Here is a 15,165-nt window from a genome sequence, read left to right on the forward strand (position 1 = left end):
TTAGCAGGACAATGTGAGTGTTGCTGTAATGTTGTATGAATCAATATTATAATTTAGTCTATGCCCTGAACGGTTCTTTATTATTTGGTATGTATTACGTAAAATTTAATTTGACTCGGGAATGAAAAAAATGCTGCAAAGTTTGACAGTGATCATAAGTCTGTTTTATGTAACGCTGGTAAAAAAATGTGATCAGGAATACGGTGTCAAACAGGAGGTTGCCAGAAATGAAAAAATGACTGTAAAAAGACTGTCCGATGAAGAGATACGAAAGGTTTCCCATGTGTCAAAAAAATTGAATGAAGTATTGCTGGCATTGGTTGTGGATGCCTGTAACGCCGAGAATCGTTTGAGAGTAAACCGGGAGGAAGCTGTTTTTATTAAGGATAAAGAAATAACATCCTATACGTTTCCAATTATACGGGAATGTCCTGTTGATGCAATTGAAAATCTTGTGCTGAATTTTTCAGAAAAAGGAGATTGTAATGTCTTTCTGACCAGATATGATCTGAAACGTACTCAGGTATTGGAACTCCATAATGTGCATAGTTTGGAAGATAAAATGGGTATTGCCATCCGAAAAAAAGTAGACAAAACCTCCAAAGAGCAAAATCTGTTTTATAAAGGTACTATATTCGCAAGGATTCCAATAGTGTGGAACGACAGTGGTGAGGTGACATCCTCTTTGGAATGGTTGCAAAAACAGGAGAGTGACGATTTATACGGATTTGAAGAACAACAACAAAAAACCTTTGGAAATACTACTGCTCCGGTTTTACAAATTCTAACCACACCGGTTGTGAGTATGACATTTGCATCGTTTTTAAAACGGTTTAAAGAAGAAATTACAACCGTAAGTCCCAATAGTATCTGGTGGCGAACAAATGCCAGTGATACTGTAGTGGCCTATTTAAAGGAACAATTTGATTTCAAAACCGGATTGGAAACGCAGGAAGCAAATGATTTCGCGTCATGGGCTGTTGGTTATATGTGTAAAAATCCGGAAATAACCTGGGAACATATGGAAAAATGGTTTTTAGAACCGGAAGAAATAAGAGAAAAGACCCACAATAGCCGGTTCTGGGAAAAAACGATACAGAATTTTCAGACCAAAAAATTACCGTCCGACGATGCTTTTGTAGCAGTAGTTCCGAAACCTAAAGAATATAATCGCATCGATAGATCGGTTATTAAAGATGCTCAGGAACAATATTCCAGTCATTACGATTCGACCAGTGTCACGGAACACCAGAAGTTGAATAGCATAAATAAGTTACCCAAAAAGAAATGGGGGGGTGATTGTGAAGCCAATGATGTTTTGGTGGAAGATTTTAATAACGGGATGAATAAGATTTATGGAGATCCGACTTACAGACTGAAAGGACAGAAAGCAAACTTTACCAATTTTTTAAGGGATAAAACAGGGATTAATACCGTTGACAATACGGATGTTGATGAAAACGGAGGCTCCGGACATGTGGATCTGATTACAAAAGTAAAATCCCTTACCGAAGCAGGGGCAAGCCAGCAAAAAGAAATACAGTATATTGAACTATTGGAGTTGGATTAAGAAACACTGCTCTTTAAAGATATAGCCGCTTGCTTTTTTGATGACCTGAGTTACAATTGTTTTTAAAAAAAAGAACCTCTCCAGAGGAGAGGCTCAATTTTCTAAAGATTTCCGATTATCTTGTCTTTAGGGTATTTAACGGTATAGCTGATGCGGATTTTTTTCGTCTCATTCGGTTTTAAATGGAACTCCCAACTTAATAAACCGGTTTCGGAATTAACCTTCGCACCCTCTTTTTGTTTTAATTCGATTTCAATTTCCTTATCGCTGCTTAATGGATACTGATCCTCCAGTTTTAACAAAACAGATTCTTTTTTGTTGTTACGGATCGTAATGTCATATGTGAAAGTTTGTTCTTTTTTGGCAGACAGGAATTTAACACCGGATTTATCGACAACTTTTTCACGCGTGATCACAACTTTTTTGTCGCGTCCCATACTAAGATTCAACGTGTCGGATGTTTGTCCCGGATTGACAAGGGTTTTACCGACATACATTCCCTCGAAAATGATATTGGCTTCGCCTTTTAACAGATTGTATTTGCCATAATCAGTAATCTCGGCCAATAAAAAGGATTCCTTATCCAGTTTGGGCGCTGCATAATATTTATACGTAGCCGGCAATTTGATCTCTTTTAACGAAACGCTATGGGTTTTACCATTCGACAGGATGTCATACGGAATATCAATATCAAACGAAACATTTAACTGATTTTCGTTGATCATGGTATAATCCGAAACCGTACTTCTTGCTTGTAATCCGGAAACTTTTCCTCGAATCCCGACTGCTGAGACTGCAACCTCTTCCAGTCGATCATGGTTAGCTTTGACTTGTGGTACGGCAGAATATATTTGTTGGTACGCTAAAAACCAGGGGTTGATTACAGGTGCCTGATTGTTCTGGTTCGGGATGCCGCTGGAAAGAGTTAGTTTTACTTTTCTCCAGTCGACTCCAGTGTTTTGAACCACTTGTGCTTTATACAACATGTTTACTGGCGATGCAATATTATCAGCGCGAAGCTCATAAAACGGCGACCAACGCGCATTGTTTGTCAGATACGAAACATCCAGTGTTATCGCTCCGGCGGTTTGGTTCATCACTTGTAATACCAGTTTTCCAGTCGCATTTTTTTCTTCCTTGTTGCTGTTGATTTCCAGTTTGGTATTGAGCTTGGTTAACAGATCCGACAGTTTCTTTTCGCGTTCGTTTAAAACGTCTATTGTATTACTGATTTCGGTGCGTTTTGTTTTGTAATACTCCACCATTTTCATCAGTTCCGTGACACTCAAACCGGTATTTGCCCCATATACCTGTTGATTTCGATCCAGAATTTCAATGGTTTTCATTTCAGAAGTCCGCGTGTTGTTTAAACGATCCAGTTCTTTTTGTACAATTTTGATGCTATCCCGTACTTTTTTAATAGCTGGTGAACTTTCATCGATGTCGTATTCACTGATATAATCGTTCGTGAATTGTGAGGAAAGTACTGTAAGGCTCGAAGGCGCACCGATCTGGACTGTGTTTTCATTCAGATAATTCGCTACATTTTTGATAACGATTTCATGTGTTCCGGCCGGAAGATTCAGATGAGCTGTTTGTGATATTTCTGCGGCGTTAAAATATACGGTAACTGCATTGACTTTGGCTGTCGTAAAAACAGGCTTTTGGGCGAATACCATTCCGGATAGGGCGAATAGGAGTATCGTGATAAACTTTTTCATGTTTTTTTAGTAAATATAATGTTTTGTAAATTGTTTACGAACCGTTATGTTTTAGGTTCTTTTACGACCGGTAGCGTTGGCAAAGACCACGATGCCGATAAAAAATGCGGTAAGGATAAAGACTGTTGGCATTTCGTTTTTATTTTTGGAAAGAGTGGATGTCATTTTCAATCGTCAGGATTAACAAACAGGTGGCGGTACAAAAAACCGGACTGGTAATGCAATGGTGACCGTTCCAGCTACCATTGTTGTTTTGTATGTTGATCAGCTTTCCGCTAACGTTGTCATACCAGTTTTTCCAGTCATTGTCTTTTTTAACCAACATGGATTCACCTGTTTGCAGAAAGCTCATAAATTCTTCACCACCATTATTTCCGAAACCATTCATTACACCATTGTCCATTGCCTGTACTTTTGCGGCTTTATACACTTTTGATGCAACATCGTAGGACGCGGCTTTTTCTTTCGAAATACCAATCTTTTGCAGGTTCTCGCGGTTGAGTTCGGCTGTTTTACCGATTTTACCTTCTGCTTTGGCTTTGGTAAACAGTTCTTCTGCTTCTTTGGCTTCGGAGGCACTTCCACGAACGGAACTACTCACCGCATAAAGCATAATGCCAGCACCATCTTCGGTTTTGGCGGTATTACTTTCCGTATTGTAATTGCTTTTCTGATAATTACGGGCAGCGGTGATTTTGTCTTCGTTTACGGTAATGTTTTTGTTTTTCTTGGCCTGCTCCAATCCCGAACTGGCAAAGGACGATTGTAACACACCAGCCCAACCGGCTCCGTTTACTTTCCCGTTGGTGTCGTAGGATTTCTCAATTTTGTTAACGCAGATTTGTATGGCGTTCTCAACGCGTCGCGACGGATTCTTTTCGGCTACCTGATTTAAAAATTGAAGCGCTAGTGCGGCATCAATATTTTCGCCCAGTTTGCGTTGTATCTGTGTGCCGCGAACCTGCGTGATATAAGCACTGTTTTTATTGGTTTCGATCTGTTGTAACAGATAGTCCAGCGCATTGGAAAGTTGTTTTTGATAAGGCCCTTTGGTCGTGGTATAGCCCATACGGTATAAGGCCATCGCAGCCATCGCAGTTGTAGCCGGATCGGATTGTACAGCATGCGGGTTCATTTCGCCCTGATTGCTGTGCGAACCGGCGCCCCAGCCTCCGTCGTTGTTTTGTGCGGAAACTAACCATTTTTCACCTTTTTGCACAACGTTTTTTAGAGAAGCATCATTTTTATATTGGGCATATTCCGCAACAGGTTGTTCGCCCATAACCGACATGAAAACACAAGGTTGTTCTTCCGGTGCTTTTTGGGTATGTAGTACGGTTGTTTCAGTCGATTCCGGTTTTCCGGTTTTGATCATTACTCCGGTCAACACTACCGAAGTTGTTAAAGCTAGTAAAAGATTCTCGGTTTTCATGATTTTCGGTTTTTTAAAGATTACAGTTCAAAAGTAGTCGTATCGTAAATGCGGTTTTGGCAGAATGGGTGAAAGCGGCTTTTTACTTGGTGAAAGAATTGTAGCAACTTATTTGGAAGTACTTAGCTGTAAGGATTTCAGATCACCGGATGGTGTTATCAGTATATATTCCTTTTCATTTTTTGGCGCTGGCTTTTTGGTGCGAGTGATGGCAATTTTAACCTCATATTGCACTTGAATCACCGGTTCGAGTATGGTTGGATTCACAACAAAATCAAAATCCTTGTTTACAATGGGTTGGTAATACAGTGTTGTCGATTTGGTAGCCTGGTTGACATTGGCGAATTTTTTAAGCGAAAGCGATGAACTGCTATAGGCTTCATACGATTTATACATTTCAACCGGAAGTGTGATGCTGTAACCGTCCGCTATTTTTTTCTCGGCATTCGTAAACGTTTCACCCAACAGTATTTCGTAATTTTTGGCTTTTTCCAAAACCAGAAGTCGGGCTTTGTTCATCAGGTCTTTTTTAACCGTTTCCAAAGTATTCGAAAAGTAATCTACCCGTACGAGGTCGTAAATTTCATTGGCGGATAGAATCTTCATAAAATCGTCCAGGAGATTCGGATCGGTATATTTAATATGAATGTTCTTTTTTAGCTCAAAACCTACCGGGATTTCATTATAGGTTTTCCGACTGAATAGTTTTCGGTCAACTGTATAATCATACATCGGAACAAAAGTGATCATATCTACAAAGGTTTCCACACCTTTTTTTAATCGGATTTCTTTTAACGACTGACCAATGCGCTTGTCGATGATCTCATTGACTTCTTCTGTAGAGGAACCGGTTTGGGTAACCTGGAAAATAGCGACATATGCATCGGCTTTCACATTGGCCAGACCTTTTACACTGGCGATGATATCGGCATTGGAAGGGAAATTCACATTGATCGAATTGTCGGTAAATACAACCTGGTTTTTATAATTGATATTCCCGGAAACTTGTGCAAAAGCAAAATGTACCGTCAATAAGCTTGCAAAGAGTAGTATTTTTTTCATGTCGGAGGTTTTAAGGTTCGGAGCAAATGTATTAATCGAAAAAACGTACTTTTGGAAGAACGGGTGAAACGTGAATCCGACTTGGTGAATGCTATAGGAAAGGATTTTGGTTTTAACGTACTTTACATTCAGAAAAACAAGTAAAACAGCATGCGGTATATAACGTATATCTTGATCGGATTGGGTATCGGACTTTTGACTCCGCAGCAGGCGATTGCCCAACAAATCAATACCGAAAAAGCGAGTAAAAGTGTTAGTGGGAAACTGAGTAAAGCAGCTGATGAACTGGCCAAATCCTTAGACGCGAACGATGAGGTAAAGATTGCAGCGAGTTACGAAAAGCTCGCACAGGAGTTTATTGATGCTGACGATCCGGTGAAAGGAGAAGAATATCTTAAAAAAGCACTCGAAAGTTTTACCCGATTGAAACGGAAAGAAGACATTGCCCGGGTAACGCGAAATCTGGCGCGAACTCAGGAGAGTCAGAATAAATATAAAGCGGCGATAAGTAATTATCAGACCGCGAGTGCTATTACGGTAGATAAAAGCGCGATTGAGGTCAATCAGAATGATGCCAAGCGCTTGCAAAGTCCCCAAAATCCGGCGGCACAGTATGATTATGTCAATTCCAATATCAAATTGCTGGAAAAAGAAAACCGAAGCGAAGAAGTAGCCGATGCCTATGTGCAAAAAGCGGAAATGAGTCTGAAGAAGCGGAATAAAGCCGAAGCCATTGAAAGCTATAATCAGGCGATTACGTTTGTTAAAGACAAGCCGGAAGCAGTGATCAAACTCAAAAATGAAATCGCAAAAGTTTATACTGCCGATAATCAGTTTGACGAAGCTATCAGTATTTCCGAAAAACTATTGGCCGATGCAAGAGCGCGCCAGGATTTTGATACCGAAATAACGCAATTGCAATCGTTGGCAACCATCTATTTTAAAAAGAAAGAACCGGAAAAAGCAACACACGCCTTAAAAGAAGCCTATGAACGAGCAACCGAAAAAGGAAAAACCGATGCCGTAAAAAAGAGCCTCGAAAGATTGCTTAACTATTACCGACAAACCGGAAATTATAAGGAGAGTACACAGTTATACGAGCAATTCTTTCAAAACTACGAACAGCTAACCCGAAAAGACAGTGCGCAAGCCGACCAGTTGGCCTTTCAGGTAACGGAAGAAAAAATTCGTCAGCTGGAAAAAGAAAAAGTGTTAAAAGATGAATTGATCACCAAAAAAAACACCTTTAATTATTTTCTGATCGGGTCTATGGGATTGCTGTTGTTGCTTTTAGGATTGATCATAAAAGCTTTGTATTCGATCAAAACAAAGAATAAAGAAATCGCCTTACAGTCGTTGCGACGGGAAATGAATCCGCATTTTATTTTTAACAGTCTCAATAGCGTCAATCAGTTTATCTCGCAAAACCGCGAGCTGGAAGCGAATAAGTATCTGACGTCCTATTCGAAGCTGATGCGGAATATGATGGAGAATTCGAACAAGGATTTTATCGCCTTGGGAAGTGAAATCGAACAATTGCGGAAATACCTCGATCTTGAACACATGCGTTTCGAAGATCAGTTTGAATATACCATCACGGTGGATGAAAAACTCGATACGGAAACCATTCAGATTCCTAATATGATCATTCAACCTCAACTGGAAAATGCCATTTGGCACGGACTTCGGTACAAAGAGGAGAAAGGATTGTTACAATTGCGTTTTCTCCTTGAAAATGGAAGTGTTGTGGTTGTGATCGAGGACAATGGTATCGGATTGACCAAAAGTCGGGAACTGAAAACCAAAAATCAGAAAGTTCACCAGTCGAGAGGACTTACCAATACCAAAGAGCGGATTGGGTTGTTAAACGAATTGTATAAAAAAGAGATTGCCTTACAGATTGTTGAAAAAACAGAGCCGGAAACCGGGACTATTGTAACCCTGCGTTTTTCCCGGATTGAAAAGTAGAATACCATGCAAAAAATAAGAAGTGTCATCGTAGAAGATGAATTAGCGGCTAGAGAAGTGCTTAAAAATTACCTCTCCAAGTATTGTCCGCAGGTTGAGGTAATTGGCGAAGCGCAACATATCAAAGAAGCCGTACCTTTGTTGCATGAACTGGAACCGCAACTGGTTTTTCTCGATGTGGAAATGCCTTTCGGAAATGCTTTCGATGTGTTGGAAGCCTGTAAGGATTTGCAGTTTGAAACGATCTTTGTGACCGCTTTTTCGGAATATTCGTTAAAAGCCTTAAATCAGAGTGCGGCCTATTATTTGTTGAAACCCATCAGTATTGAAGAACTGATTTTGGCGGTCAATAAAGTGCAATTGCAATTGTTGAATCAGGAAATTTTTAACCGGAATCGAATCATAGTGGAAAACTTCCGGGAGCCAAATCCGGAGCGTCAGAAAGTTATTTTGCCAACACTCGAAGGTTTTGAAGTCGCCAAAATGGAAGAGATCGTTCGCCTACGCGGGAATGGTAATTTTACGGATATATATTTACAGGATGGCAGTAAGAAAATGGTCTGTCGGTTTTTAAAACATTTTTCGGAAATCCTTCCGTTTCCATTTTTGCGGGTTCACAAATCCCATATCATCAATGTGAATTTTGTAAAATCCTATCATAAAGGAGCCGGTGGTTATGTAACGCTTTTCGATGGTTCGGAAGTGGAAATTTCACCGACCTATAAAGAAGAGTTTCTAAAGAATTTTAAATAATTAATACACCATTTCTTTAATAAAAAGAGAATCAACAGGGATGCTATCCGAAACGGCTTTTAGCTTTAGGAACGAGCGCGAACGACCGTTTATCGTAAACGGTAATTTATAACCAATGGTATCTTCAGGAGTTAAAACACCTCTGCGTAACATTAGTTTCGTCAGGAAGTTTTGCTGTTCGTTGGCATAGCCTTTTAAACTTCCGCTACTATCAAATTGCCACATGAATTTTTTTGGCTTTGGTACAATGGTCGCTAAGAAAAGACATTCTTTTAACGTCAGATCGGCAGGTTTTTTCTGAAAATAAAACTGAGCGGCTTCTCCGATTCCGTATACATTCGGCCCCCATTCGATTACGTTAAAGTAAACCTCAAGCATCCGTTGCTTACTGGCGATACGGTTGTTTTCGAGTATATATACCAACAGGATTTCTTCGAGTTTGCGCGATAAGGTCTTTTCACGGGTCAGGAATACATTTTTGACCAATTGCATACTGATCGTACTGGCGCCACGGGCAAATTTTTTGGTTCGGATGTTTTTAACGATCGACTGTTTAAAGGCTTCGTTGATAAAACCGCGGTGTGACATAAACGACGGATCTTCTGACGTTAAAACGCTTTTTTGCAAATAAGGGGAAATCTGATCCAACGGTGTGAAATTCGGATTGGACGGCCCCACGACTATCGGGCGTTGAGGCACTCCGTTTTCGATCGCACGATAGGTGAATGCGGTGTTTAGTTTGTCCAGATCGGCTTCCCCGTATTTAAGTATTCGTAGGCCTTCTTTTCGGAGTTTACTGTCGAAAACAAGGGCATTCGGGTTGTTTTTGTTAAATTGAAAATCGAGTTTATAGTCAAAACTACCTACAGCTTCCATGCCTTCGAAATGGGTGAATAATCCTTTCGGAAGAGACGTGATAAAGTCTTGTGCTTTCATATTGGGAATCGCAACACGAAGGGTATACAAAGTGTCTTTTTCGGTGTTGTACTCGGCAAAGGGCTGTACTTTTATAGCGTTGAGCTGTGCTTTGGAACTACTGTCTATGGCGACAAAATGTTCCCCAAAAAGTAAGCGGTAATCAAAACGGGCTTTTTCGATGATCACATCTTTTTTAGCAATCCTCGGATGGTTAATAGTAAAGTTACTGATAGCGGTATAGCCGTCAACATGAAGTTCGTTGCCTTCCATTTTGATTTTGGCTACGTTCACATGTATACTGTCAAAACTGGACAAAAGATGAAAACGTTCGTCTATATACGGAACTTTGATTTTGGAAGTATCGCTATTAAAAAAACGAAGATCGGCTGTTTTATTCCTCGGATCGGCCATTCCCCGGATTTGCCAGTTTTGGGTAAAGGTATTGGTGCGGACGTTTATCGTGGTTTGCAGTTGTTTTCCTCTCAGATCGAGTTCGTTTAGATGCATCGTAACCTTTCGTCCCATATCGTCCATCCGGAGCGACAGGTTTTGAAGTGTCATATTGGTTGGAATCAGATTTAAAGCCTTGGTCAGTAGGCGATAGGCCAGTTTGGCGTAATTCTTTTTCTCATTTTCGGGATTGTCTTCTTTTTCCCACTTCAGAAAAGCATCAAAGTTTCGGCCTTTTTCGTTTTTTACCAGTTGAATAAAACCGTTTTTCATTTCCAGTTCCTGCAATTGAATATCCCCGGTGAATAACTGGAAGAGGTTTACAGTGGTGGTTACTTTTTCTATAGATAATAGGGTGTCGGCCTGTTTGGGAACCAAAATGATATCGTGAAGGCTTACGCCATTTAGTCCGTCAAATTGTGCTTTTTTGATCGAAAGGGTACAGTTGTACTCGGCATCGAAACGGTTTTCGGCTTTGGTAATCACTTTTTGAAGTAGGGAATCCCGGAAGATAAAAAGCCCGGTAAACGCAAGCGCAAACAGGACTAACAGCGCTATCGAAAAGCGGATGATTTTTTGCTTTCTGGTTCTCATACTTCTACTGGTTTGTACAAAAATAGGGTATTATCCCTAAAAATAAAGTAGAAGAATATGTTAATATATCAGGTTTTAGAAGGGCAAGCCCTTCCATTATCGTTGATAATACGTGGTAAGGGTTGCCTTTGCCAATGTGTTGGCATTAATATAAAATCCTACAATCGACGGATTGGTGTTTTTGTCGAGTCCCAATTTTGCGGTTTTTAGTGCAAAAACGGTGATTTCGTATTTGTGTGGTTTATCGCCTTCCGGTGGACAAGGTCCGCCATAACCGTACGCTCCGTAATCGGTGATGCTTTGAATCACTTCTTTGGGTAATGTTGTTTTGATAGGATCGCCAGAACCGGTTTTGATTTCTTTTGTGTTCGCCGGAATGTCAAATGCAACCCAGTGTGTCCAGCCTCTACCGGAGGGCGCATCAGGATCGTACATAATCACGGCAAAACTTTTGGTTCCTTCGGGTGCATTTTCCCAGGAGAGCTGTGGTGAAACATTCGATCCGGTACAGCCAAATCCGTTGTAAACTTGTTTTTGTGTGGCTTGCCCTTGTAAATCGGAACTTTTAAGTGTAAAAGTTTGGGCTTTTGCAGTTAGTGTTAGCATCAAACCGACTGCGATGACATAAAGTGTTTTCATGATGATTTATTTTATGTCAAAAGTAGAACGGATGGTGTTTAAGGAGTTATCCGATAAAGTTTTAAAAGTGTTGCTAAACGTCCAAATGTCGGTTTTGGAATTGTTTGGGCGTTTGCCCGAATTTTTGTCGGAACGCTTGTATAAAGCTGGACAAACTCTGATATCCACTTTCCAAATACAGGTCGTTGACCCGTAAATTGGGTTGTAATAGCTTTTGGGCTGCGGTTTCCAGTCGTTTTTCCTGTATCCATTTTATGGGAGAGGTGTTGTAAATGGCTTCGAAATGCCGTTTGAAGGTCGAAACACTCATATTGCATAAAAAGGCAAGCTCGGCGACTTGTAGGTTGTTGTCGAGGTTGCTGTGAACTACTTGCTGTATTTTTAGCTGCTGACCTTTTTGCTGGTTTTCGAATAGATCGGGCAATTGCAATCCTTTGTTCTGAATCAGGTACAGCAGGATTTCTTCCAGTTTTACTTTTTTAGTCAGCGGATCCTGTGGATTTAGGTACTGTACCGATTGTAGATAGTGACCGATATAGGTGTCTATTGTTCCTGTTATAAGTCCGGATTGCTTTCGTTTTGTTTGATGGAATTGTGGGTATTTGATCGCAAATTCTGCCAGAAAACGATTGTCGAAAAATATAAGCTGACTACGGTATTGATCCTGATTCCTTGTTTTTTCGGACATCAGATAGTTTCCCGATCGCATAAAGATAAATTCCTGAGATCCGATTTGTGCGGCTTGGGTTTCATTATAAACCTGTTTGGTGCCTTCTAATAGAAAGCTGAAGGCATTGTCTTTTAAAACAATCCTGCTTTTTTCGCATTCCAGTTGCGTTTGATAGTCGTAAAAATAAACGCCATCATAAGCAGACGGGTTTTCTAGAAACTGATCGGGTAATATATAGTGTTCCATATTGGAGTTGTATTGCGCCTGACGTTTTTATTTTTTAACCGGCGCTAAGATCGGAAACGTCCGAATAAATCTTTCCGGTTTTGAAACGGAAACTTGTAAAATTCCGATGGATAGCGCGTGGCTGTTACTTTGACTTCAAATTCGCCTTCCAGTTTTTCGTCGCCTTCCCGAAATGGGTTCTTACTGAGTTTGGTGCTAAGTTGGTCTATGGTGTAATATTCTTTTGAGCCATCCTGTGTATCCGTCCAACTACTGTATTTGGCTGTAACAATCGTTAGGGTCGAATCAATAGTAAATGCGATGCTTTGCCCGGAATAGCCATCGTTTAATACGTTTTCAATTTGAATGCAATTGGGATTTATTTTTTTTAGGATCAGTATGTTTCCAAAATAACGGAAGTCGTTATCTACGTTTTCCTGTATGGTGAATAGCGGACTGGTTTTAGCCACTTCAAAATGGGAAGTGTCCGTAACCTGGATTTTTCCATAGGTTGTTTGATGCTTTTCGTTCTGACAACCGATAAGCACAAGCAGACAGACAATAAGTCCGTAATAATACTTTTTACCCAAACAATTCACTAACCACATCTTCAATTTTGGAGACCATTTTAACGTTAATTGCGGTGTTTTTAACCGCTACTTTGTTGTATTTGGAAATAAATATGGTTCCGAAACCTAATTTCTCGGCTTCCTGTATCCGTTGTTCCACACGGTTTACCGGGCGGATTTCTCCGGAAAGACCTACTTCTCCCGCGAAACAATAATCTTTGCCTACCGGAATATCTTCGTTTGACGAAAGTATAGCTGCTACAACGGCCAGATCAATTGCCGGATCGTCTACCGAAATACCACCGGTTACATTCAGGAAAACATCTTTGGCACCCAATCGGAATCCGGCGCGTTTTTCCAGTACGGCTAAAATCATATTGAGACGTTTGGCGTTATAACCGGTCGTGCTGCGTTGTGGTGTTCCGTATACGGCTGTGCTGACTAATGCCTGAATTTCGATCATTAACGGGCGCATTCCTTCGAGTGTGGTGGCAATAGCGGTCCCGGATAGTTCTTCTTCCTTATGCGAAATCAGGATTTCCGATGGATTGGCGACTTCGCGTAGTCCGCTGCCTTGCATTTCGTAAATCCCCAATTCGGCCGTAGAACCGAAACGGTTTTTTAGCGATCGCAGAATACGGTATACGTGATTTCGGTCGCCTTCAAATTGTAAAACGGTATCGACCATGTGTTCCAATATCTTCGGACCGGCAATGTTCCCGTCTTTGGTGATATGCCCGATAAGGATTACCGGGACATTGGTTTCTTTTGCATATTTGATCAATTCGGCGGTACATTCCCGGATCTGAGAAATGCTTCCGGCCGATGATTCGATATAGTCGGTATGAAGCGTTTGAATGGAATCGATGATCACAATTTCGGGTTCGATGGTTTCGATTTGTCTGAAAATATTTTGCGTTTTAGTCTCCGTTAGGATATAACAATTATCGCTGTTGGTTGTGATTCGTTCGGCACGCATTTTAATCTGCTTCTGACTTTCTTCTCCGGAAACGTATAAGGTTTTATAGGGAAGTTTTAGGGAAATTTGCAGCAATAGCGTACTCTTTCCAATGCCGGGTTCACCACCTAAAAGGGTAAGCGAACCAGGAACCAGTCCGCCGCCCAATACACGGTTGAGTTCACCGTCGGTAGTGTCCATTCGGATTTCCTCGGCTGAATCGATTTCATTTATTTTTAACGGCTTAGCCGCTTTTTTAACTTCAGTGGAACTGGCTTTCCAGGCAACCTTTTCTTCTTTCTGGATGACTTCTTCGACTATGCTATTCCATTCTTTACAGGCATTACATTGGCCTTGCCATTTAGAATATTGTGTGCCACAGCTTTGGCAGAAGAAGGTTGTTTTTAATTTGATCGCCATTTCGGATGTATTCTCTTTTGTCTTTGTTATCTTGATTTTACGGCATCGGCTCTTTCCAGCATACCGTCTTTGGTCAGGTCGCCAATAGGTTCCTGGTTAAAGGCACTCATATAGGCTTTGTAGGCTTTTTTGTTATCGTTGGTGTTTTCGTAATACAAGCCTTTTTCGTATTCGCTGATCATGCTTTTCGGGTAGTTCTTTTTGGCCACCTCCGAAAGCGTTAATAGCTCTTCGTAATTTTTGTTTTTAAGGATAGCGGCCTCAATCGCTTTAAAATCGTTTAAACGGATGGTAGGTTTGTATCCCAATTTCTTTTCCAGGTTGTTGTATTTGTCAATCAAATATTGTGTATGACCGGTTGGTAATTTGGCAATTTTTTCCTGAAATTCAATCGTTGAAATCGGTTGGTAGCCGTCGAAAATATGATAAGCAGCATTCGGAATAGCAAAGGTTACCAGCGAATAGTGGGATAGTCCTTTAAATTCATCAAAACGGTATTTTAGATTGCTGTTTGTAACGGCTTTTGCTTTTTCGTCCAGTGTTTTCATTTTAGTCTGAATTTTTTTCAGATCACCATCGGAAGTCGCCTGATAGTAGAAAATCGGTTTTTGAATAGCAGCCAGTCGTTCCGGAATTCTGTTTTCCATTTCCGGAGCAAATTCCGGACTTAACGAAATATAAGCATTGAAAATCGGGTTGTCTTTATATAAGAAAAAATTTAGAAAACCGGCTGTTGTGTCCAATCCGGCAATCATACGAAATGGTGCTACACGGTATTTTTTTTCGACATATGGCAGTAATTCTGCACCGATAAATTCGAAAAATTTGGCTCCTTGTTCATTCGGTAATCCGCCTTCATCATAAGAACTGTCGTGTTCTCTTTCGTTGTTTTTATTCTGATTGATGGCAACTATGATTACTTCCGGAAGGTCGTCCCAATAAGCACCATAGGAAAAAACACCGTAAAAAGGATTGGTTAGGTATTCACCGTCAAGAACGAGTAGTAAGGGGTATTTTTTGTCTTTATTGCTCTCGTAATTGTCGGGTGTAATAATGGTAACTTCCCGGATTTCCTTCAGTTTTTCGGAGTTGAAAGCTTCAACGGTTCTTTGGGAAAACAGGGTGTGACTCAGCAAAAATGTTGCCAGGAGTAGTAGCGTTTGTTTCATGTTTGTTAGTAGTTTCTCGTAGTTTTGGAATCGAGAAGCAAGATAAC

General features: G+C 40.6%; 12 protein-coding genes. 3 read left to right on the forward strand and 9 right to left on the reverse strand.

Translation table 11 applies throughout. The features are described from left to right. The first annotated feature begins 121 nt into the window (after window positions 1-121). Complete coding sequence (locus E6C50_RS15330; RefSeq protein WP_136404112.1) at window positions 122-1,570, forward strand: hypothetical protein; 1,449 nt, start codon at window positions 122-124, stop codon at window positions 1,568-1,570. A 101-nt stretch (window positions 1,571-1,671) separates the two neighbouring features. Here the strand turns inward: E6C50_RS15330 and E6C50_RS15335 are convergent, their stop codons facing one another. The 3 genes from E6C50_RS15335 to E6C50_RS15345 form a co-directional block, all read right to left on the reverse strand. Continuing rightward, on the reverse strand, window positions 1,672-3,291 hold the full coding sequence (locus E6C50_RS15335) for a DUF4139 domain-containing protein (protein ID WP_136404113.1): 1,620 nt from the start codon (window positions 3,289-3,291) through the stop codon (window positions 1,672-1,674). A 139-nt stretch (window positions 3,292-3,430) separates the two neighbouring features. Beyond that, window positions 3,431-4,723: a hypothetical protein gene (locus E6C50_RS15340; RefSeq protein ID WP_136404114.1), complete on the reverse strand. Its 1,293-nt coding sequence runs from the start codon at window positions 4,721-4,723 to the stop codon at window positions 3,431-3,433. Window positions 4,724-4,831: 108 nt separating this feature from the next. Continuing rightward, on the reverse strand, window positions 4,832-5,785 hold the full coding sequence (locus tag E6C50_RS15345) for an SIMPL domain-containing protein (protein WP_136404115.1): 954 nt from the start codon (window positions 5,783-5,785) through the stop codon (window positions 4,832-4,834). Between the two features lie 150 nt (window positions 5,786-5,935). Here E6C50_RS15345 and E6C50_RS15350 point away from each other — a divergent pair, with 150 nt between their 5' ends. Together E6C50_RS15350 and E6C50_RS15355 are read left to right on the forward strand one after the other, a co-directional pair. After that, window positions 5,936-7,753 carry a tetratricopeptide repeat-containing sensor histidine kinase gene (locus E6C50_RS15350; RefSeq protein WP_136404116.1) on the forward strand — a complete coding sequence of 606 codons (1,818 nt, stop codon included), beginning with the start codon at window positions 5,936-5,938 and terminating at the stop codon, window positions 7,751-7,753. Window positions 7,754-7,759: 6 nt separating this feature from the next. Then, window positions 7,760-8,506 carry a LytR/AlgR family response regulator transcription factor gene (locus E6C50_RS15355; protein WP_136404117.1) on the forward strand — a complete coding sequence of 249 codons (747 nt, stop codon included), beginning with the start codon at window positions 7,760-7,762 and terminating at the stop codon, window positions 8,504-8,506. Here the strand turns inward: E6C50_RS15355 and E6C50_RS15360 are convergent, their stop codons facing one another. The 6 genes from E6C50_RS15360 to E6C50_RS15385 all read right to left on the reverse strand — a co-directional run bounded on the left by E6C50_RS15360 (window position 8,507) and on the right by E6C50_RS15385 (window position 15,118). Further along, window positions 8,507-10,468 (reverse strand): transglycosylase domain-containing protein, encoded by a 1,962-nt coding sequence (locus tag E6C50_RS15360; protein WP_136404118.1) that lies wholly within the window; start codon window positions 10,466-10,468, stop codon window positions 8,507-8,509. A gap of 96 nt (window positions 10,469-10,564) precedes the next feature. Next, complete coding sequence (locus tag E6C50_RS15365) at window positions 10,565-11,107, reverse strand: YbhB/YbcL family Raf kinase inhibitor-like protein (RefSeq protein WP_136404119.1); 543 nt, start codon at window positions 11,105-11,107, stop codon at window positions 10,565-10,567. A gap of 73 nt (window positions 11,108-11,180) precedes the next feature. Then, the gene (locus tag E6C50_RS15370; protein WP_136404120.1) at window positions 11,181-12,023 is read right to left on the reverse strand and encodes a helix-turn-helix domain-containing protein; all 843 of its coding nucleotides are present in this window, start codon (window positions 12,021-12,023) and stop codon (window positions 11,181-11,183) included. A gap of 44 nt (window positions 12,024-12,067) precedes the next feature. After that, on the reverse strand, window positions 12,068-12,610 hold the full coding sequence (locus E6C50_RS15375) for a hypothetical protein (RefSeq protein ID WP_136404121.1): 543 nt from the start codon (window positions 12,608-12,610) through the stop codon (window positions 12,068-12,070). Next, entirely contained in the window at window positions 12,585-13,949 is a 1,365-nt protein-coding gene (gene radA, locus E6C50_RS15380; RefSeq protein ID WP_136404122.1) for a DNA repair protein RadA, read from the reverse strand. Before radA ends, E6C50_RS15375 begins: the two co-directional genes overlap by 26 nt. 26 nt (window positions 13,950-13,975) lie before the next feature. After that, window positions 13,976-15,118, reverse strand: coding sequence for an alpha/beta hydrolase (locus E6C50_RS15385; protein WP_136404123.1), 1,143 nt, complete (start codon window positions 15,116-15,118; stop codon window positions 13,976-13,978). Window positions 15,119-15,165: the final 47 nt, after the last annotated feature.

This window comes from Flavobacterium supellecticarium (assembly GCF_004801375.1).
In the GTDB taxonomy this organism is placed as follows: Bacteria; Bacteroidota; Bacteroidia; order Flavobacteriales; family Flavobacteriaceae; genus Flavobacterium; species Flavobacterium supellecticarium.

What these genes read in the sequence shown, in the direction of transcription:
- E6C50_RS15345 (WP_136404115.1), bottom strand. Translation starts at nt 5,785, where the DNA reads ATGAAAAAAATACTACTCTTTGCAAGCTTATTGACGGTACATTTTGCT.
- E6C50_RS15350 (WP_136404116.1), top strand. Translation starts at nt 5,936, where the DNA reads ATGCGGTATATAACGTATATCTTGATCGGATTGGGTATCGGACTTTTG.
- E6C50_RS15340 (WP_136404114.1), bottom strand. Translation starts at nt 4,723, where the DNA reads ATGAAAACCGAGAATCTTTTACTAGCTTTAACAACTTCGGTAGTGTTG.
- E6C50_RS15385 (WP_136404123.1), bottom strand. Translation starts at nt 15,118, where the DNA reads ATGAAACAAACGCTACTACTCCTGGCAACATTTTTGCTGAGTCACACC.
- E6C50_RS15360 (WP_136404118.1), bottom strand. Translation starts at nt 10,468, where the DNA reads ATGAGAACCAGAAAGCAAAAAATCATCCGCTTTTCGATAGCGCTGTTA.
- E6C50_RS15370 (WP_136404120.1), bottom strand. Translation starts at nt 12,023, where the DNA reads ATGGAACACTATATATTACCCGATCAGTTTCTAGAAAACCCGTCTGCT.
- E6C50_RS15365 (WP_136404119.1), bottom strand. Translation starts at nt 11,107, where the DNA reads ATGAAAACACTTTATGTCATCGCAGTCGGTTTGATGCTAACACTAACT.
- E6C50_RS15355 (WP_136404117.1), top strand. Translation starts at nt 7,760, where the DNA reads ATGCAAAAAATAAGAAGTGTCATCGTAGAAGATGAATTAGCGGCTAGA.
- E6C50_RS15330 (WP_136404112.1), top strand. Translation starts at nt 122, where the DNA reads ATGAAAAAAATGCTGCAAAGTTTGACAGTGATCATAAGTCTGTTTTAT.
- radA (WP_136404122.1), bottom strand. Translation starts at nt 13,949, where the DNA reads ATGGCGATCAAATTAAAAACAACCTTCTTCTGCCAAAGCTGTGGCACA.
- E6C50_RS15335 (WP_136404113.1), bottom strand. Translation starts at nt 3,291, where the DNA reads ATGAAAAAGTTTATCACGATACTCCTATTCGCCCTATCCGGAATGGTA.
- E6C50_RS15375 (WP_136404121.1), bottom strand. Translation starts at nt 12,610, where the DNA reads ATGTGGTTAGTGAATTGTTTGGGTAAAAAGTATTATTACGGACTTATT.